Below are 17,498 nucleotides of genomic sequence, written 5' to 3'. Positions count from 1 at the left end.
GTGCGACAGCTCTGGCCCCAGAACGGCCCCGGCGGCGGCGACCTGACCGGCGCCGACCTCGAACGGCTCTACGCCTACCCGGCCGGGCTGTCGAAACCGTGGGTGCAGGTGAACTTCGTCGCTTCGGCGGACGGCGCGGTCACCCTGGCGGACCGGTCCGAGGGCCTGTCCCACCCGGCGGACAAGCGCATCTTCGGGCTCGGCCGGGACCTCTGCGACGTGGTGCTGGCCGGGGCGGGCACGGTCATCGCGGAGGACTACCGCGGCGTGCGGCCGAGCCGGCGGCGCACCGAAGCACGGCAGCGGCTGGGGTTGTCCGACATCCCGCCGATCGCCGTGGTCACCGCCCGCTGCTCGATCGAACCGGACTCGGCGCTGTTCACCGACGCGGCGATCCCGCCGATCATCCTGACCACGGAAGACGCCCCGCCCGCCCGGCGCCGGGCGCTCGCCGACGCGGGTGCCGAAGTGATCATCGCCGGGTCGCGGACCGTGGACCTGACCGTCGCGCTCGCCGAACTCGACCGGCGCGGGCTGCGCCGGATCAACTGCGAAGGCGGACCGCACCTGTTCGCCGGGCTGATCGCGGAGAACCTGGTCGACCAGCTGTGCCTGACCGTCGCGCCGCTGCTGGCCGGCGCCGGAGCCGGGCGCATCGCCGAGGGCAGGCCCACGGACGTGCCGCGGGACCTGGAACTGGCGTCGATCCTGCACGAGGACGGGTTCACCATGTTCCGGTACCGGCGGCGGTGACCGTGCCCGGCGAGCCGAGACCGGACCAGGCGCTGCTCGCCGGCGCCGTGGCGGGCGATCCGCACGCGTTCGACCAGCTGGTCCGGCGGCACACCCCGCGGATGTACCGGGTGGCGCTGCGGATCACCGGCAACAGCGCCGAAGCCGAGGACGTGGTGCAGGACGCCTGGATCTCCGCCTGGCGCGGGCTGTCCGGCTTCCGCGCCGAGTCGGCCGTGTCCACCTGGCTCTACCGCGTGGTCACCAACGCCGCACTCGCCTACGTCCGCCGCCGCAAGCCGACGGTGTCGCTCGACGCCGCCGAAGGCGTCGACAGCGGCCTGCAGCTGGCGGACCGCCACGCGAACCCGGAGGGTCAGGTCGTGCGGGCCGAAGAGGTGGACGCCACGCTGCGCGCGATCGCCGATCTCGACGTCTCGCAGCGGGTGCCGCTGGTCCTGCGGGAGCTGGAAGGGCTGAGCTACGAGGAGGTGGCCGAAGTGCTCGAGGTCAGCGTGCCGGCCTTGCGCTCGCGGTTGCACCGCGCGAGGGTGGCCCTGCTCGCGAAACTCAAGGAGCTGCGATGAGCACGGCACCGGCCGAGGACCCGACCCAGGATCCCGACTGGCACCTGGTGCACGCGGCGGCCCGTAGCACGGTGCCGACGCCACCCGGGCTGGTCGACCGGGTGCTGCGCTCGGTGCGCGGGCTGCGCGGTGGCTCCGGCGAGCTCGAATACCACCAGGACGGCGGCAGGCTCCGGGTGTCCGAGCAGGTCGTGGTGCTGCTGGCCCGGCGGCTGGCCGCCGAACTCGGGCACCGGATCGGCGGCCTGCACGTGGCCGCGGTCGCCTTCCAGGCCGGGGAGCTGGAGGTGCTCACCACCATCCGGTACGGCGTGCACGCCGACGAAGCCGCCGAGGCGCTGCGGGCCCACCTCGCCCGCGCGCTGACCGCCGAACTCGGTGAACCGGCGCCGACGGTGAACGTGCACGTGGTGGACGTCCACCTGGACTGAACCCGCCGGACTCACCCATTCGAGGGATACCGCGGAATGGCGCGGACGCCCGGCCCATCGTACGAATAGCGAACGACGATTGGGAAAGGGACGGCATTCACATGGCGCAGACGAGCGCGACGAACCCGAACACCGGCACCACCCCGGCACTGCGGACCGGTTCCACACCGGTGCTCAACGAGGACGGGGCGCAGGGCAAGACCACGATCGCCTCGGCGGTCGTGCAGAAGGTGGCCGGCATCGCCGCCCGCGAAGTGTCCGGCGTGTACGCGCTGGGCGGGGGTGTCTCCCGGGCGTTCGGCGCGATCAAGGAACGCATCCCCGGCTCGGGCACGGTGACCACCGCCGGGGTTTCGGTGGAGGTCGGCGAGAAGCAGACCGCGGTCGACCTCGACGTGGTGGTGGAGTACGGCGCACGCATCGTCGACGTGGCGCGGGCGGTGCGGCGCAACGTGATCAGCACCGTCGAGCAGATCACCGGGCTCGAGGTGATCGAGGTGAACATCGCGGTCAACGACATCCACCTCCCCGAAGACGACGAGGCCGAAGAAAGCAACACCCGGGTCGAGTGATGACCGTCGCTGGAGCCACGACCGGCCGGCCGGACACGCTGGCCGACGAGATCGCCGGCGCGGTGCTCGCGCACCCGTCGGTGGTCCGGCTGGCCGGGGGTGCCGTCGGCGGGCACATCACCCACCTGCCCGGCCGCCGGGTGGTCGGCGTGCGCACCGCGGGGCCCGGGATCGAGGTCGCCGTGGTGGTCCGGCTCGGCGAGCCGCTGACCGGCGTCGGCGCCGAACTGCGCGAGCGGGTGCGCCGGATCGCCGGGGACGTGCCCGTCGACATCGAGATCACCGACGTCACCCTCACCCAAGGAGCGAAGGAAGAATGAACGCTACGCAGACCGGAATCATCGCGGGGCTGGTGCTCGGGCTCGCGGCGAGCCAGAGCTTCACCGCCTTTCTCGTCACGCTCGCGGTCGGGGTGATCGGCCTGGTCGTCGGGCGCGTGCTCGACGGCGAACTGGACCTGGGCGACATGTTCGGCAAGGGCAGGGACCGGTGACGGCGGTCGACCTGCGCTCCTCGGCCACGCTGGCCGAGCCGGAGGAACGCGGCACGCTGAGCATCGACCACGCGGTGGTGCGCAAGGTCGCCCAGCGCGCGGCCGACCTGGTGCCCGGCACGGCGAAGGTGGAGCGCAAGGTGGCCGGGCTCGGCCTGGGCACCCACGGCACCGGCGCCAAGGTCTCCGGCCGGGACAACGACGTGGACCTGGCGCTGGACCTGGCCCTGCACTACCCGGCCCCGGTCCGCACCGTGGTCGGCGAAGTGCGGGAGCAGGTGACCAGGGAGGTGGAGCACATCACCTCCTACCACGTGCGCTCGCTCGCGGTGACGGTTTCCGCGCTGCTGCCGGAACCCCGGCCGCGGGTGCGATAGGAGGGTTTCGCGTGCGTGTGTTCGTCCGATTGCTTTCGACCCTGCTCGGCCTGGCCGTCGCGGTGGCCGGCGCGCTGCTCGCCGCCGAGGTCGGCTGGCACTGGTGGCGCCCGGCCGAGGCCCCGTTGATCGTGCCGTGGCGGGAGTGGCAGGCCGAGCTGTCCACCCTGAACTGGACGAGCGGCCCGGTCCGGCTGATCGCCGCGCTGGTGGCCGTGGGCGGGCTGATCCTGGTGCTGCTGGCCGCTTCCGCCCGGCGCCGCGCGGTCCGGCTGACCGATCCGGCCGAAGAGGTCAGCGTGACCACCACGCCGCGCTCCCTGGCACGACTGGTCGGCAGGCACGTGCGCGCCGAGGACAACGTCACCGGTGCGTCGGTCACGGCGAGCGCGAAGAAGGTCCGGGTGCGGGCGACCTCTCGCCTGGCCACCGAACGCGAACTGCGCCCGCACCTGCTGTGGGTGGTGCGGGAGCTGGTCGCCGACGTGCCGCTGGCCCGCAAGCCGCGGGTGTCCGTTGTCGTCGACTCACCGAAGGACCGCCGATGAAAACCGTCGCCAGCAAGGCTTTGGCCCGGTCCTACGGCGCCGAGCGGACGCTGACCTCGCTCGTCGGCGTGCTGGCGCTGGCCGCCGGGGTGCTGGCGCTGGTGGTCGGCCAGGGCTGGCTGGGCACGTTCCGCGCGCTGCGGCCGGTGCTGGACCCGATGGCCGTGGACTGGCTGGGCCGCGAACCGGTCATCGCGAAGACCGCCGCCATCGTGGCCGGTGTCCTGCTGCTGATCTTCGGGCTGTGGTGGTTCTTCCGCTCACTGCGCCCGGAAGGCAGGCCGGACCTGGAACTGGACCGCGCCCCCGGCCAGGAACTGACCGTCACCGCCGCCGCCATCTCCGCCGCCATCCGCGCCGACGCCGAAGCCGTCGACGGCGTGAGCCGCGCCCGCGTCCGCGCCGTCGGCGACCCGTCTTCCCCCGCCCTGCGCATGGAAATCTCGCTGCGCGAAGGCGCCGACCTGAAGACCGTGTGGCGGGTGATCGACACCCAGGTCCTCACGCGCGCCCGGGAATCCCTGGGCGTCGGCACCCTCCCCACCGCCGTCCGCATAGACCTGGACGCCGACCCCCAATCCCGAGTCCGCTAACCTCACACTCGCGCACCCGAACCCCACACTCGCGCATCCGAGTTGCACGTTCAGGAACCCGAGCCGCACACTCGCGGCAGGCGCCCTGTCACGAATGTGGCTTTCGAGACATCAAACGTCCCGCAAGCCACATTCGTGACACTCACCATGCCGTGAAAGCCACATTCTCGGCACCTCACAGCCACCCCCAACGCAACCGGTACCCGGGCACCCCAAGGCGAGCAGCCACCCAGACCCCACCCCGCCCCGGTCCACAGCCCAAAACACGGCGGGGGTTCTGTTGTCAAGGCACGCTTTCCCGCCTTGACAACAGAACCCCCGCCGTAGTCACACTGAAAAACCGGGGTGGCAGAAGCCATCTCACCCTCGTAGCCACCGACTCATGCACGACAGCAGTTCATCCGCGTCCACCGGTTTCGTCACGTAGTCACTGGCCCCCGCCGCCAGGCTGTTCTCCCGGTCCCCTTCCATCGCCTTCGCGGTGACCATGATGATCGGCAGGTCCGCGTAGTTCGGCATTTCGCGGATGGCCGCCGTGGTCGTGTAGCCGTCCATCTCGGGCATCATCACGTCCATCAGGATCAGCTCGATGTCCGGGTTCTCCAGCAGCATGTCGATCCCGCGCCTGCCGTTCGGCGCGTGCACCACGTCGACGCCCTGCACCTCCAGCATCCCCGCGATGGCGAACACGTTGCGTGCGTCGTCGTCGACGAGCAGGACCTTCCGGCCTTCCAGGCTGCGGCTTTCCGGGGCCGCAGGTTCGGCCGGTGACTCGGCGGGCTCCTCGGCCACCCGGATGGTGATGTCGGACCGCAATTGGTCCAAAGAGGACAGGATGTCCACCGGCGTGTGCCGAAGTTGCGCCTGCAGCAGCCGATCCTGCGCGGCGCTCAGTTTGCGCGTGGCGTGTGCCAGCACCGGTGGCGTGCCCTCCGGGAGCGCGCCGAGCCGCTTGAGGAAGGTCAGCGCCGTCGCCCCGGGCAGGCTCAGGTCCAGCACCACGCACGAGTAAGTCCGCGACCCCAGGCAGTTCACCGCCTCGTCCGGCGTGGCCACGGTGTCCACCGCCACGTCACCCGCCTCGCGGGCCACACCCCTGGCGAGCAGCGTCAGCAGCCCGTTCTCCCCCGCCTCGACCACGAGCACCGCGCGCGTCCCGATCGAGATCGGCTCCAGCAGCCGGTCCACCACCGCACCATCCATAGTGGACAGCCGGGAGACCGGCAGGCGCAGGGTGAACGTGCTCCCGTGCCCGAGCCTGCTCTCCGCCTGGATCTCGCCGCCGAGCAGGTACGCCACCTCGCGGCTGATCGACAACCCCAGCCCGGTGCCGCCGTACTTGCGGCTCGTCGTGCCGTCGGCCTGCTGGAACGCCCCGAAGATGGACTCGAGGTTCTCCTCCTCGATGCCGATCCCGGTGTCCACCACCGAGAACGCCACCTCGGACGCGCTGGTCAGCTTCACCTTCAACCGCACCGAACCGCGCTCGGTGAACTTCACCGCGTTGGACAGCAGGTTCCGCAGCACCTGGCGCAGCCGCTGCTCGTCGGTGAACAGCCGCTCCGGCACGTCCGGCTCGACGCTCACCTCGAAGTCCAGCCCCTTGTCCGCGGTGAGCGGCCGGAACGTGGTGCCGACGTAGTCCAGCAGCTGGCTGAGCGGGAACGGCTCCTGGTGGATGTCCATCTTGCCTGCCTCGACCTTCGACAGGTCGAGGATGTCGTTGATCAGCTGCAGCAGGTCCGTGCCCGCGGACTGGATCACCTTGGCGAATTCGACCTGCTTCGCGGTCAGGTTCTGCGACGAGTTCTGCGCCAGCACGCCGGCCAGGATCAGCAGGCTCGTCAGCGGCGTGCGCAGTTCGTGCGACATGTTCGCCAGGAATTCCGACTTGTACTTCGACGCCAGCGCCAGTTGCTGCGCGCGTTCCTCGATCTCCTGCCGCGCCTGCTCGATCTCGAAGTTCTTCACCTCGATGTCGCGGTTCTGCCTGGCCAGCAGCTCGGCCTTCTCCTCCAGCTCCGCGTTCGACCGCTGCAGTTTCGCTTGCTGCGCCTGGAGTTCCTCGGACCGCGCCTGCAGTTCCCCGGCCAGCCGCTGGGATTCCTCCAGCAGCGCGTCGGTCCTGGCGTTGGCGATGATGGTGTTCACGTTGACGCCGATGGTCTCGGTGAGCTGTTCGAGGAAGTCGCGGTGCACCGCGGTGAACTTGTCGAAGGAGGCCAGCTCGATCACGCCGAGCACCTGGTCCTCGAACACGATGGGCAGCACGATCAGGTTGACCGGCGCGGCCGAGCCGAGGCTGGAGGACACCCGGACGTAGTCGGCGGGCGTGCGGTCGACCACGATCGGCTTCCTGGTCTTGGCGACCTGGCCGACCAGCGACTGCCCGAACTCGAACTCGGTGGCCAGCTGGTCGGCCTGGTTGTGCCCGTAGGTGGCGATCAGCCGCAGCCGCGGCGGGTCCTGGCCGGGGTCGGCGAAGAAGAAGGTGCCGTGCTGGGCGCTGACCAGCGGGGTCAGCTCGTTCATGATCAGCTCGGCGACCACGCGCAGGTCGCGGTGGCCTTGGATGAGCCCGGAGATGCGCGCCAGGTTGGTGTTGAGCCAGTCCTGGTCCTGGTTGGCGCGGGTGGTCTCGCGCAGCGACTGCACCATCGCGTTGATGTTGTCCTTGAGCTCGGCCACCTCGCCCTCGGCCTCGACCGAGATCGACCGGGTCAGGTCACCGGTGGCCACCGCGCTGGTCACCTCGGCGATCGCGCGCACCTGCCGCGTCAGGTTGCCCGCCAGCTCGTCCACGTTCTCGGTGAGCCGCTTCCAGGTGCCGGACACGCCTTCGACCTCGGCCTGGCCGCCGAGCCTGCCCTCCTTGCCGACCTCGCGGGCCACCCGGGTGACCTCGGCGGCGAAGGCGGAAAGCTGGTCCACCATCGTGTTGATCGTGGTCTTGAGCTCCAGGATCTCGCCGCGCGCGTCCGCGTCGATCTTCTTGGACAGGTCACCCTGGGCCACCGCGGTGGTCACCTGCGCGATCGAGCGGACCTGGCTGGTCAGGTTGTCCGCCATCGAGTTCACGTTGTCGGTCAGGTTCTTCCAGGTGCCCGCCACGTTCGGCACCCGCGCCTGGCCGCCGAGCATGCCCTCGGTACCCACCTCGCGGGCCACTCTGGTGACCTCGTCGGCGAACGCGGACAGCGTGTCCACCATGGTGTTGATCGTCTGCGCCAATGCGGCGACCTCGCCCTTGGCCTCCACGGTGACCTTCTTCGACAGGTCGCCCTGCGCCACCGCGCCGGTCACCTGCGCGATCGAGCGCACCTGGTCGGTCAGGTTGTCGGCCATCACGTTCACCGAGACGGTCAGCGCCTTCCAGGTCCCGGAAACGCCCTTCACGTCGGCCTGACCGCCCAGCCGCCCCTCGGTGCCGACCTCGCGAGCCACCCTGGTCACCTCGTCGGCGAACGAGGACAGCTGCCCCACCATCGTGTTGATGGTGTCCTTGAGTTCGAGGATCTCGCCGCGCGCGTCGACCCGGATCTTCTGGGTCAGATCGCCCTTCGCGACGGCCGTGGTGACTTCGGCGATGGAGCGCACCTGGTCGGTGAGGTTGTCGGCCATCACGTTCACCGACTCGGTCAGGCCCTTCCAGGTACCCGAAACGCCCTTCACGTCGGCCTGGCCCCCCAGGCGGCCGTCGGTGCCGACCTCGCGGGCCACTCTGGTCACCTCGTCGGCGAACGAGGACAACTGGTCCACCATCGTGTTGATCGTGTTCTTCAACTCGCGGATCTCGCCGCGCGCGTCGACCGCGATCTTCTGCGTCAGATCACCCTTGGCGACCGCGGTCGCCACCTGCGCGATGGACCGCACCTGCGCGGTGAGGTTGCCCGCCATGAAGTTCACCGACGCGGTCAGGTCGCGCCAGGTCCCCGCGACCCCCGGAACCTGCGCCTGACCGCCGAGAATCCCCTCGGTGCCCACTTCGCGGGCCACTCTCGTGACCTCGTCGGCGAACGAGGACAACTGGTCCACCATCGTGTTGATGGTGTTCTTCAACTCCAGAATTTCCCCGCGCGCGTCCACGGTGATCTTCTGGGAGAGGTCCCCCTTCGCCACCGCCGTGGTCACCTCGGCGATGGAGCGCACCTGGTTGGTCAGGTTGCCCGCCATGAAGTTCACCGACGTCGTCAGGTCGCGCCAGGTCCCCGCCACCCCGGGAACCAGCGCCTGACCGCCGAGGATCCCCTCGCTGCCGACCTCGCGGGCCACCCTGGTCACCTCGTCGGCGAACGAGGACAACTGGTCCACCATCGTGTTGATGGTGTTCTTCAACTCCAGCATCTCGCCTTTGACGTCCACGGTGATCTTCTGCGAAAGGTCGCCCTTCGCCACCGCCGTGGCGACTTCGGCGATGTCGCGCACCTGCCCGGTCAGGTTGCCCGCCATCGCGTTCACCGAATCGGTGAGCGCCTTCCAGGTGCCCGACACGCCGGGCACCGCGGCCTGCCCGCCGAGCTTGCCCTCGGTGCCCACCTCCCGCGCCACCCTGGTCACCTCGGAGGTGAACAGGGCCAGCTGGTCCACCATGCCGTTGAACACCGCGGACATCTCGTCCATCAGCAGGTCACCGCTGCGGGGCAGGCGGGTGCTGAAGTCCCCGTCGCGGACCGCCTTCAGCCCTTCCAGCAGTTGCTGCAGGCTTTCATCGCCGAGCGTGCCCGGTCGCGCAACAGTCATGCGGCAAAGGTAGCTATTCTCTCCGCCAGTCCGCGAGCCTCCGGGTGTTCGGCACGCCGGACGGCTTCGGCCTCCAAGGGGCGCAGCCGGTCGGCGAACCGCGCCGAGTTCATGCCTTCCGCGGCGGCGAGCGCGCGGGCGCCCACCGCGGCGGCCTCGTCGAAATCACCCATCAGCAGGTGGTCGAGGGCCAGCATCACCAGGCAGAAGGAACGGCTGCGGGTCATGTCCGTGCCGTACCGCTCGACCACGCCGCTGAGTTCCTCGCAGCCGGGCAGCGCGTAGGCGGGGTCCACGCCCAGCGCCAGCTCGGTGTACACGGTGCCGATCATCGCGGCGAGGTCGTTCTGGTCGAAGAAGCGCGCCCACACCGGCACCTCCTCGTCCCCGGCCCGGTAGTACGCCTCGTCGGCGCGGCCGATCAGGCGGATCGCCTCGTCGCGCCTGCCGAGCTTCGCCTGCGCCCAGGCCTGGTTCGCGCACAGCAGGCTCAGCATCACCTGCGAGCCGGCGGCCGCCGCGGCGCGCTCGCCCTGGGTGAACGCGGTCAGCGCCTCCCGGGGAGCGTCATAGTGCAAATACACCCTGCCTTTGCGATACAGGATGTTGGCCGCGAGACCGTTGTCCCCGCCTTCCCTGGCGAGTTCGATCGCCCGGTCGAAACGGGCGTGCGCGGCATCGGGGAAACCGGCGTCGAATGCGGTCCAGCCGACGAGACTGGTGAGATCACCGAGTGCGGCGCACAACTTCGCCTTCACCCGTTCCGTGCTCGCCGCTTCCAGGAGCCGATAACCCCAGGAAAGCTGAGCGAGAGCGGCTTCGTGGCACCAGCCCCCGCCATAGCGGTAGTCGAGTGCGCGGAAAGTGCGGGTCTCCTCCTCCACGCGCTGGACCTCGGGCATGCCGACCCGGCCGACCGGGCGGGGTTCCATTCCTGTAGCGGACATGTTTGTCTCCCTGTCACTCACCTCGTGGGTGGGCCGGGTTCCGGATGCCCCAGTGTCGCACCGCTCAACCGCCGGTCGGGCGGGTTCTAGTCGGTGATTTTTTTCAGCGTGAGCCGTTGGGAGCAATAGTCGGCGTTGAGGGGCCTAGTCGATGAGGCCGTTCCGCCGCGCGAACGCGACGGCTTCCAGCTTCGAATGCACGTTCAGTTTCCCGAGAATTCGCTGAATGTGGTTGCGAACGGTGTTCCTGGCCAAATTCAGTTCCGCCGCGATCTTTTCGGTGGCCGCGCCCTCGGCGATGAGCGCGAGCACCTGGCGCTCACGCGCGGTGAGCATCGGCTCGGCGCCGTCGCGCGAAGCCAGCCGGTCGAGCACGCCGGCCAGCAGCCCCGGCTCGAAGGCGGAACTGCCCCCGGCGACCCGGCGCAGGGCGGCCACCAGGTCGGTGAACAAGCCGGTCTTGACCAGCAGCCCGGCCCCGCCCGCGGCGACCACGCGGGCGGCCATGTTCGTGGTGGCCTCACCGGTGAGCACGAGCACCTGGCTGTGCGGGGACTGCTCGCGGAACCGGGGCAGCGCATCGATCCCGTCGCCGTCGGGCAGGCGGCGATCCAGCACCACCACGTCCGGCCGGTGCGCGCGGGTGGTCGCCAGCCCGGTCTCGACCGAATGGGCCGAGGCGACCAGGTCGATGTCGGGCACGTCGGCGAAGGCGATCTCGAGCGCTTCGGCCACCATGCTGTGGTCCTCCACCAGCACCACCCGCAGCGGCCGCGTGCCTGCCGGATCCGGCCCCATCCGCCCACCTCCCGATTCCCCCGGCTAGATATGCCACGCCGGGGTGGAAAAAGCCAGACCGCGCCCGCCGCCTCGCGCAGAATGGCCGCATGTCGCTGACGATGCCGGTCAAACCCATGCTCGCCAAGCCCGCGAAGTCCATCCCGGACTCCGGCGGGCTGCTGTTCGAGCCGAAGTGGGACGGGTTCCGCTGCCTGGTCTTCCGCGACGGTCCCGAGCTGACCCTGCAGTCGCGTACCGGTAAACCGCTGAACCGGTACTTCCCCGAGGTGCTCGAAGCGCTCGCGGCCATCCTGCCCGAGCGGATCGTGCTCGACGGCGAGCTGGTGATCGGCCGCGGCGGCAAGCTCGACTTCGACGCGCTGACCGAGCGCATCCACCCCGCCGCGAGCCGGGTGGAGCTGCTCTCCCGCGAGACCCCGGCCCAGTTCATCGCCTTCGACCTGCTGGAGCTGGACGGCGAGTCGCTGATGGAGGAACCGACCGAGCGCCGGCGCGCCCGGCTGGAGGCGGTGCCGGAGGTGTTCATCACCCCGGCCACCACCGATCCGGCCGTGGCACGGCACTGGTTCGAGCTGTTCGAAGGCGCCGGGCTGGACGGCGTGATCGGCAAGCCGCTGGACGCGGTCTACGAGCCGGGCAAGCGGCTCATGCTCAAGTACAAGCACAAGCGGACCGCCGACTGCGTGCTGGCCGGGCTGCGCTGGCACGTCGACGGGGAGCCGGGCGAAATGGTCGGCTCGTTCCTGCTCGGCCTCCACGACGAGAAGGGCGTGCTGCACCACGTCGGCGTGGTGGGCTCGTTCCCGGTGACGCGGCGGCGGGAACTGGCCGAGGAGCTGGCGCCGCTGATCACCGACGGCCCGCACCCGTGGCTCGGCGACGCCGTGGTCGACGGCCAGCGGCTGCCCGGCGGGGTGAACCGCTGGCGCGCCGGTGAGCAGCCGTGGGTGCCGCTGCGGCTGGAGCGCGTGGTCGAGGTCGGCTACGAGCACACCGAGGGCGGGCACCCGGCGCGGTTCCGGCACACCGCCCAGTTCGCGCGCTGGCGGCCGGACCGCGAACCGTCCTCGTGCGACTACGCCCAGCTCGAAGAACCGGCCAGGTACGACCTCGACGCGGTGTTCCGCGGTGAGGTGAAACGCGTGGAGTAGGTGCTCCGCGCACGAGCCGATTACACAGTCCTCACCCTGGGCGTGCGAAGCTCTTTTCGACGATCGTTTCGCGTGAGGAGTCGCAGTTGACGCGCCGGGTTGTACTCGCACTCGCGGTCGCGGTGTGCACCGTTGCGGGCGCGTGCACCGCCGGGCCGTCGAACCGGCCGCCCGTGGTCGAGAACGACGGGCCGCTGCCGCCGGTCGCCCCGGTCACCGGCCCGCCCGCGACCCCGCCGCTGCCGCCGCTCGAAGAGCCGCGTGACAGCGCGGTGGAGTGGAAGGACTGCGCCACCGACGTGCAGGAGCGCCTCGGCGGCCAGCCGGTGCCGGCGAACGTGCAGTTCAGCTGCGGGCGGGTGTCCACCGCGCTGGACGCGCCCGAGCTGCCGGGGCGCGGCATCGCCAGGATCAACCTGCTCAAGGCGGGCACCGGGCCCGTGCCGCTGGTGGTGCTCAACGACATCGACGGTGAGCCGGGTTCGCTCTACGCGCTGCGGCTGGCCGAGACGCTGCCGCCCGAGCTGCTGCAGCGGTTCTCGCTGATCGGCGTGGACCGGCGCGGCAGCGGGCTGTCCGACCCGGTGCGCTGCATCCCGTCCGAGGTGCGCGACGAGCTGATCAGCTTCGACCCGGCCGAGGAGTCGGTCGAGCCGCTGCTGGACGCCGCCCGGCAGGCGGGTCAGCAGTGCGGCATCACCCTCGAGGACGACCAGGGCGCCTTCGACAGCTGGCGGACCGCGGGCGACCTCGACGAAATCCGGTCCCAGCTGGGGCTCAACAAGCTGAACGCGCTGGCCAGGGGCGAAGGCTCGCAGGTGCTGGGCGCGTACGCGGTCCGGTTCACCGACAAGGTGGGCCGGTTCGTGCTGGACGGCGCGCCCGACCCGTCGCCGGACGTGGCCTCGGTGCACGAGGCGCAGGCCGCGGGCGGCGAGGCCGCGCTCACCGCGTTCAGCGCCGACTGCGCCCAGCGCGGCTGCGTGCTCGGCGGGGACGCGAAGACCGTGGTGGCGGGGCTGCTGGACCAGCTGCGGGGCGACGCGCAGGCGGCGCTCAGCCCGGGGCTGGCGATGCACGCCGTCGCCAGCGGGCTGGCGCAGCGCAAGCGGTGGCCGGAACTGGCCGACGCGATCGCCGCGGCGCGCTCCGGGGACGGCGCGAGACTGGCCGCCTTCACCGCCCCGCTGGTCGTCGACGACCGCCTCAGCCCGACGCGCCTCGACGGCGGCATCGCCACCAAGTGCAACGACACCACGGTCCGGCTGTCCGCCGACCAGATCGACGCGATCAGCCGCGACCTGCGAGGGCGGCACCCGGTGTTCGGCGGGTTCGTCACGCAGCAGCTGGCGTGGTGCAGCCCGTGGCCGGTGCCGACGCAGGCGCTGCCGCCGCTGAGCAAGCCGGGCGTGCCGCCGGTGCTGCTGGTGAGCACCGCCGGGGACCCGGTGACCTCCGAGCAGGGCACCGCCCGGGCCGCCGAACAACTGCCGAGCGGCGTCCGGATCGGCTGGCAGGGCGCCGGCCACGGCGCGGTAGGCGCGTCGACGTGCGTCAGCGAAAAAGTCCGGGACTTCCTCATCGACGCCAAGATCCCCAACGACGGCACCCTCTGCCCCGCCTGACCCCCTCACCCCCGGCACCCGAGTCCCACGTTCAGCCACCCGAACCCCACGTTCAAGCATCCGAGTCTCACGTTCACGCACCCGAACCACACGTTGGGGCGGCCGAACCCCACACTCGGGTAGCCGAGTTCCACATTCAGGTAGCCGACTCCCACACTCGGGCAGCCGAACCCCGCACTCGCGCCCGCGAGCCACACATTCGAGCACCCGAAGCCCACGTTCACGAGCCCGAACCCCGCGTTCAGGCAGCCGAGTTCCACATTCGGGCAGCCGAACCCCGCACTCGTCCTCACGAACCCGACACGCGGGCGGGCCCGGAAATGGAGTTCGCCTCGCGAACGTCGCACTCGCTTGCCTGAGTGTCTGAGAGTCAGCTGACTCAACGTGGGATTCGACCCCGCCAGCGCGGAACTCGGTTGCTCGAACGTGGGACTCGATTGCCTGATCATGGATCCCGGCTTCCCGAACGTGGAACTCGGCTACCCGAGTGTGCAACTCGGCTTCCCGAACGAGGGGTTCGGCCCCCGGACGTGGGACTCGGCTTCCCGAACGTGGGGTTCGGCCGCGCAAGTGTGGCGCTCGGCTGCCTGAATGTAGGACTCGGGTGCATGAACGTGGGGTTCGGCTGCCCGAGTGTGAGGTTCGGGCGCGTGACGTGTGGTTCGGGTGCATGAACGTGGGGGTTCGGGTGCCCGAGTGTGAGGTTCGGGTGCGTGAACGTGGGACTCGGGTGCGTGAACGTGGGGTTCGGGTGCCTGGACGTGGGGTTCGGGTGCCGGAGTGTGAGGTTCGGGTTAGGGGGTGGGGAGGTGGAGGGTGGTGTGGACGGGACGGTGGTCTGAGGCGACGGGGTCGGCGGGGATGCGGGTGGTGACCGGGGTGAGGGTGCTCAGGACGTAGTCCAGGCGCCGGTCCGGGTGGTCGGCGGGGAAGGTGAGGCCGTCGACGGAGGTGGGCGGGAGGCGAGCGAACAGCGGCTGCAGTTCCGCGGCCGACGGGCCCGCGTTCAGGTCGCCCGCCAGCACGCCCGGCCCCAGCAACCGCAGCATGTCGGCGACCTGGGTGGTCCGCACTCCCGGGTCCGGCCGGTGGTCCAGGTGTGTGACGTAGAACCGCAGCGCCCGGCCCCGCACGTCCAGTTCGGCCTCGGCGAAGCCGGGCATCGGACCGGCCGGGGCGGTGTCCACAGTGGACAAGCGGGTGATGGCGTGGTTGACCGCGCGCCGGATCGGGAAGCGGCTCAGCACCGCGACGCCGTAGCGCCGCCGCTCGGCGCGGCCCGGCTCGGGGTCCTTGTCGTAGATGGGCGCGAAGAACACCCGCATCCCCGTGCGCCGCGCCAGTTCGGCGGCCTGGTCGGCGTACCCGCTGCGCGCCCCCCAGTGCACGTCGACCTCCTGCAGGCCGACCACGTCCGCCCGCGAGTCGGTGATCACCCGCGCGGTGCGCGCCAGGTCGAGCCGCCCGTCCAGGCCGACGCCCGAGTGGATGTTGTAGGTCAGCACCCGCAGCGCGGCGCCCCCGGCGGCCGCGGCCGGTACCGCGGCCACCACCAGGAGGCACACCGTCAGCCACGCGACCGCCCGCCGGCTCACCGCGGCCGGTCCCGGTCCTTGCTCGGCTGCACGCGCTTCGGCTCGCCGGGCATCTTCGGGTAGTCCGGCGGGTACGGCATCTCCGCCTGCCCGGTGTCCCGCTCGTCGCGGTCGTACCACTCCAGCAGCGTCTCCAGGCCGAACGCCTCACCGTCGATCCCGGCGTGCGCGTCCCCGTGCTCGGCCAGCCAGGACGGCACGGTCAGCACGTCGAACTCGTCCGGATCGGCCTCGGCGAGCTGGTCCCAGGTCAGCGGCGTGGACACGGTCGCCCGCGGGGTGCCGCGCACCGACCACGACGAGGCCACCGTCCGGTCCCGCGCGGCCTGGTTGTAGTCGATGAACACCCGGTCCCCGCGTTCCTCCTTCCACCACGAGATGGTGGCGAGGTCGGGGATGCGGCGCTCCACCTCTCGGCCCAGCGCGATGACCGCGTGCCGCACGGCGATGAAGTCCCATTCGGGCCGGATCCGCACCAGTACGTGCACCCCGCGGCCGCCGGAGGTCTTCGGGTAACCGGTCAGCCCGGCGTCGGCCAGCACCTCGCGCACGGTCTCCGCGACGCGGACGGCGTCGGCGAACCGCGCCCCTTCCGGCGGGTCGACGTCGATGCGCAGTTCGTCCGGGTGGTCGACGTCGGGGCGGCGCACCGGCCACGGGTGGAAGTCGAAGGTGCCCAGGTTCGCCGCCCAGGCGAACACCGCGGGCTCGGTCGGGCAGACCTCCTCGGCGGTCCGGCCGGACGGGAAGGTGATCTTGACGCTCTGCACCCAGTCCGGCGCGCCCTTGGGCACGCGCTTGGCGTAGAACAGCTCGCCGGTCACGCCGTCCGGGTAGCGCTTGAGCGTGGTCGGCCGTTCGCCGATCGCGCGCAGCAGCGGCCCCCCCACGGCGAGGTAGTACTCCACCACCTGCCGCTTGGTGATGCCGCGCTCGGGGAAGTACACCTTGTCCGGGCTGGACACCCGCACCGTGCGCGCGCCGACCTGGTATTCGACTGGGTCACCGTGTTTGGCCACCCGCTCAACCTAGTCGCGGATCGCTCTCCAGGATGGACATCTGCACCGCGTCGTGCCATTCGCCCTCCCAGAACAGGGCGTCGCGCAGCACCCCTTCCCGGACGAACCCGCACTTCTCGTAGACCCGCCGGGCACGCGGGTTGAAGTCGTAGACCTCCAGGCCGATGCGGTGCAGGCCGACGGTGTCCAGTCCGAACGCGACGATCAGCCTGGTCGCCTCGGTGCCGTACCCCTGGCCGAAGGCGTGCCCGCCCAGCGCGATCCGGAAGTTCATCGACCGGTTGTCCTCGTCGAGGTCCATCAGCACGACCTCGCCGAGGTAGCCCCCGTCGGTGTTGCGGACGACCGCGTAGTCCGCCCGATCGTGTACCCCGGCCCGGCCCGCCAGGTAGCCGCGCACCTGGTCACGGGTGAACTCGGCGTGCGTGCCGGTCAGGCGCATGGTCTCCGGGTCGTGCAGCACACCCCACACGCCATCGAGGTGCGACTCGCCCAGCGGCCGAAGGGTCACCAGGTCCCCGGCCAGGTCCGGCTGGTCGCGGAGGGGTCGGATGTCGATCACCCGGTCACTGGACCACATGCCGGTGCCCCGGCGCACCCCGATTACCGTGGACGCCATGACCGGCCGCACCAAACTCCTCGTCGCGCTCGTGCTGTTCGCGGCGCTGGTGGTGGCCGCGCTCGTGGTCGACGTCCCGGCGCCGTCGCAGCTGCGGGCCTGGGCGACCGGGGCCGGCTGGGTCGCGCCGGTGCTGCTGCTCGGCGCGTACTCGGTGCTGACCGTGGCGCCCATCCCCCGCACCAGCTTCAACGTGGTCTCCGGCCTGCTGCTCGGCAACGTGCTCGGGATCGGCGTGGCGCTGCTCGCCACGGTGATCTCCGCCGCACTGGGGTTCGGCCTGGCCCGGCTGCTGGGCCGCGAGTGGGTCGCCGGGCACCTGGCGCGCGGCCGGGTCCGGGCGCTGGACGCGCGGCTGGCCGACGGCGGCGTGCTCGCGGTCGCCTCGCTGCGGTTGATCCCTTTCGTCCCGTTCGCCCCGATGAGCTGGGCCTGCGGCGTGCTGTCCGTCCGGTTCGGCCCCTACCTGGCGGGCACGGCGCTGGGCAGCCTGCCCGGAACGGTGCTGGTCGTGCTGGTGGGCGACGCCCTCACCGGCACCACACACCCGGCACTGTTGGCTGCCTTCGCGGGCTTCGCGCTCATCGGCGCGACCGGGCTGTACCGCGTGATCCGGCGCACAAATCCGGAATCCATCGCACCCGACGCCGCGGTGTCGTGACAGCTCC

At 71.0% G+C, this 17,498-nt stretch carries 18 protein-coding genes; 12 read left to right on the top strand and 6 right to left on the bottom strand.

What is annotated here, in order from left to right; all coding sequences use genetic code 11:
- From JOM49_RS19995 to JOM49_RS19955, 9 genes are all read left to right on the top strand, one after another.
- A complete protein-coding gene (locus JOM49_RS19995) occupies nucleotides 1–753 on the top strand; it encodes a pyrimidine reductase family protein (protein ID WP_209665787.1) in 753 nt (250 codons plus the stop codon).
- Entirely contained in the window at nucleotides 750–1,319 is a 570-nt protein-coding gene (locus tag JOM49_RS19990; RefSeq protein ID WP_209665786.1) for an RNA polymerase sigma factor, read from the top strand. The genes JOM49_RS19995 and JOM49_RS19990 overlap by 4 nt, the downstream gene beginning before the upstream one ends.
- Complete coding sequence (locus JOM49_RS19985; protein WP_209665785.1) at nucleotides 1,316–1,750, top strand: Asp23/Gls24 family envelope stress response protein; 435 nt, start codon at nucleotides 1,316–1,318, stop codon at nucleotides 1,748–1,750. The genes JOM49_RS19990 and JOM49_RS19985 overlap by 4 nt, the downstream gene beginning before the upstream one ends.
- Nucleotides 1,751–1,851: 101 nt before the next feature.
- Nucleotides 1,852–2,322, top strand: a complete 471-nt coding sequence (locus tag JOM49_RS19980; RefSeq protein WP_209665784.1) for an Asp23/Gls24 family envelope stress response protein — start codon at nucleotides 1,852–1,854, stop codon at nucleotides 2,320–2,322.
- Nucleotides 2,322–2,642 carry a hypothetical protein gene (locus tag JOM49_RS19975; RefSeq protein ID WP_209665783.1) on the top strand — a complete coding sequence of 107 codons (321 nt, stop codon included), beginning with the start codon at nucleotides 2,322–2,324 and terminating at the stop codon, nucleotides 2,640–2,642. The genes JOM49_RS19980 and JOM49_RS19975 overlap by 1 nt, the downstream gene beginning before the upstream one ends.
- Nucleotides 2,639–2,815: a hypothetical protein gene (locus tag JOM49_RS19970; RefSeq protein ID WP_209665782.1), complete on the top strand. Its 177-nt coding sequence runs from the start codon at nucleotides 2,639–2,641 to the stop codon at nucleotides 2,813–2,815. Before JOM49_RS19975 ends, JOM49_RS19970 begins: the two co-directional genes overlap by 4 nt.
- Nucleotides 2,812–3,192: an Asp23/Gls24 family envelope stress response protein gene (locus JOM49_RS19965; protein WP_308158799.1), complete on the top strand. Its 381-nt coding sequence runs from the start codon at nucleotides 2,812–2,814 to the stop codon at nucleotides 3,190–3,192. The genes JOM49_RS19970 and JOM49_RS19965 overlap by 4 nt, the downstream gene beginning before the upstream one ends.
- 11 nt (nucleotides 3,193–3,203) lie before the next feature.
- Nucleotides 3,204–3,740, top strand: a complete 537-nt coding sequence (locus JOM49_RS19960; RefSeq protein WP_209665781.1) for a DUF6286 domain-containing protein — start codon at nucleotides 3,204–3,206, stop codon at nucleotides 3,738–3,740.
- Complete coding sequence (locus tag JOM49_RS19955) at nucleotides 3,737–4,333, top strand: Asp23/Gls24 family envelope stress response protein (RefSeq protein WP_209665780.1); 597 nt, start codon at nucleotides 3,737–3,739, stop codon at nucleotides 4,331–4,333. Before JOM49_RS19960 ends, JOM49_RS19955 begins: the two co-directional genes overlap by 4 nt.
- Before the next feature lie 360 nt (nucleotides 4,334–4,693).
- Here JOM49_RS19955 and JOM49_RS19950 read toward each other — a convergent pair whose 3' ends face one another.
- The 3 genes from JOM49_RS19950 to JOM49_RS19940 form a co-directional block, all read right to left on the bottom strand.
- On the bottom strand, nucleotides 4,694–9,073 hold the full coding sequence (locus JOM49_RS19950; RefSeq protein ID WP_209665779.1) for a HAMP domain-containing hybrid sensor histidine kinase/response regulator: 4,380 nt from the start codon (nucleotides 9,071–9,073) through the stop codon (nucleotides 4,694–4,696).
- Nucleotides 9,070–10,020: an NsdA family TPR-like regulatory protein gene (locus tag JOM49_RS19945; RefSeq protein WP_209665778.1), complete on the bottom strand. Its 951-nt coding sequence runs from the start codon at nucleotides 10,018–10,020 to the stop codon at nucleotides 9,070–9,072. Before JOM49_RS19945 ends, JOM49_RS19950 begins: the two co-directional genes overlap by 4 nt.
- A 144-nt stretch (nucleotides 10,021–10,164) precedes the next feature.
- On the bottom strand, nucleotides 10,165–10,818 hold the full coding sequence (locus JOM49_RS19940; protein WP_209665777.1) for a response regulator transcription factor: 654 nt from the start codon (nucleotides 10,816–10,818) through the stop codon (nucleotides 10,165–10,167).
- An 89-nt stretch (nucleotides 10,819–10,907) separates the two neighbouring features.
- On the opposite strand from JOM49_RS19940, the gene JOM49_RS19935 reads away from it, so the two are divergent.
- Complete coding sequence (locus JOM49_RS19935) at nucleotides 10,908–11,972, top strand: ATP-dependent DNA ligase (protein ID WP_209665776.1); 1,065 nt, start codon at nucleotides 10,908–10,910, stop codon at nucleotides 11,970–11,972.
- Nucleotides 11,973–12,058: 86 nt separating this feature from the next.
- Nucleotides 12,059–13,597 (top strand): alpha/beta hydrolase, encoded by a 1,539-nt coding sequence (locus JOM49_RS19930; RefSeq protein WP_209665775.1) that lies wholly within the window; start codon nucleotides 12,059–12,061, stop codon nucleotides 13,595–13,597.
- Between the two features lie 794 nt (nucleotides 13,598–14,391).
- On the opposite strand, the gene JOM49_RS19925 is transcribed toward JOM49_RS19930, so the two are convergent.
- The 3 genes from JOM49_RS19925 to JOM49_RS19915 are packed head-to-tail and all read right to left on the bottom strand — an operon-like array spanning nucleotide 14,392 to nucleotide 16,830.
- Nucleotides 14,392–15,192 (bottom strand): endonuclease/exonuclease/phosphatase family protein, encoded by an 801-nt coding sequence (locus tag JOM49_RS19925; RefSeq protein ID WP_308158798.1) that lies wholly within the window; start codon nucleotides 15,190–15,192, stop codon nucleotides 14,392–14,394.
- The gene (gene ligD, locus JOM49_RS19920) at nucleotides 15,189–16,211 is read right to left on the bottom strand and encodes a non-homologous end-joining DNA ligase (RefSeq protein WP_209665774.1); all 1,023 of its coding nucleotides are present in this window, start codon (nucleotides 16,209–16,211) and stop codon (nucleotides 15,189–15,191) included. Before ligD ends, JOM49_RS19925 begins: the two co-directional genes overlap by 4 nt.
- 4 nt (nucleotides 16,212–16,215) lie before the next feature.
- Complete coding sequence (locus JOM49_RS19915) at nucleotides 16,216–16,830, bottom strand: GNAT family N-acetyltransferase (protein ID WP_245369386.1); 615 nt, start codon at nucleotides 16,828–16,830, stop codon at nucleotides 16,216–16,218.
- On the opposite strand from JOM49_RS19915, the gene JOM49_RS19910 reads away from it, so the two are divergent.
- On the top strand, nucleotides 16,829–17,491 hold the full coding sequence (locus JOM49_RS19910) for a TVP38/TMEM64 family protein (protein ID WP_209665773.1): 663 nt from the start codon (nucleotides 16,829–16,831) through the stop codon (nucleotides 17,489–17,491). The genes JOM49_RS19915 and JOM49_RS19910 overlap by 2 nt on opposite strands.
- Nucleotides 17,492–17,498 lie beyond the last annotated feature (7 nt).

It is taken from the genome of Amycolatopsis magusensis, assembly GCF_017875555.1.
Classification (GTDB): domain Bacteria; phylum Actinomycetota; class Actinomycetes; order Mycobacteriales; family Pseudonocardiaceae; genus Amycolatopsis; species Amycolatopsis magusensis.
This window is presented reverse-complemented; position numbering and strand designations above follow the sequence as displayed.

Coding starts and splice junctions, on each gene's coding strand:
- JOM49_RS19985 (WP_209665785.1), top strand. CDS start 1,316: ATGAGCACGGCACCGGCCGAGGACCCGACCCAGGATCCCGACTGGCAC.
- JOM49_RS19980 (WP_209665784.1), top strand. CDS start 1,852: ATGGCGCAGACGAGCGCGACGAACCCGAACACCGGCACCACCCCGGCA.
- JOM49_RS19975 (WP_209665783.1), top strand. CDS start 2,322: ATGACCGTCGCTGGAGCCACGACCGGCCGGCCGGACACGCTGGCCGAC.
- JOM49_RS19970 (WP_209665782.1), top strand. CDS start 2,639: ATGAACGCTACGCAGACCGGAATCATCGCGGGGCTGGTGCTCGGGCTC.
- JOM49_RS19955 (WP_209665780.1), top strand. CDS start 3,737: ATGAAAACCGTCGCCAGCAAGGCTTTGGCCCGGTCCTACGGCGCCGAG.
- JOM49_RS19950 (WP_209665779.1), bottom strand. CDS start 9,073: ATGACTGTTGCGCGACCGGGCACGCTCGGCGATGAAAGCCTGCAGCAA.
- JOM49_RS19945 (WP_209665778.1), bottom strand. CDS start 10,020: ATGTCCGCTACAGGAATGGAACCCCGCCCGGTCGGCCGGGTCGGCATG.
- JOM49_RS19940 (WP_209665777.1), bottom strand. CDS start 10,818: ATGGGGCCGGATCCGGCAGGCACGCGGCCGCTGCGGGTGGTGCTGGTG.
- JOM49_RS19935 (WP_209665776.1), top strand. CDS start 10,908: ATGTCGCTGACGATGCCGGTCAAACCCATGCTCGCCAAGCCCGCGAAG.
- JOM49_RS19910 (WP_209665773.1), top strand. CDS start 16,829: ATGACCGGCCGCACCAAACTCCTCGTCGCGCTCGTGCTGTTCGCGGCG.
- JOM49_RS19915 (WP_245369386.1), bottom strand. CDS start 16,830: ATGGCGTCCACGGTAATCGGGGTGCGCCGGGGCACCGGCATGTGGTCC.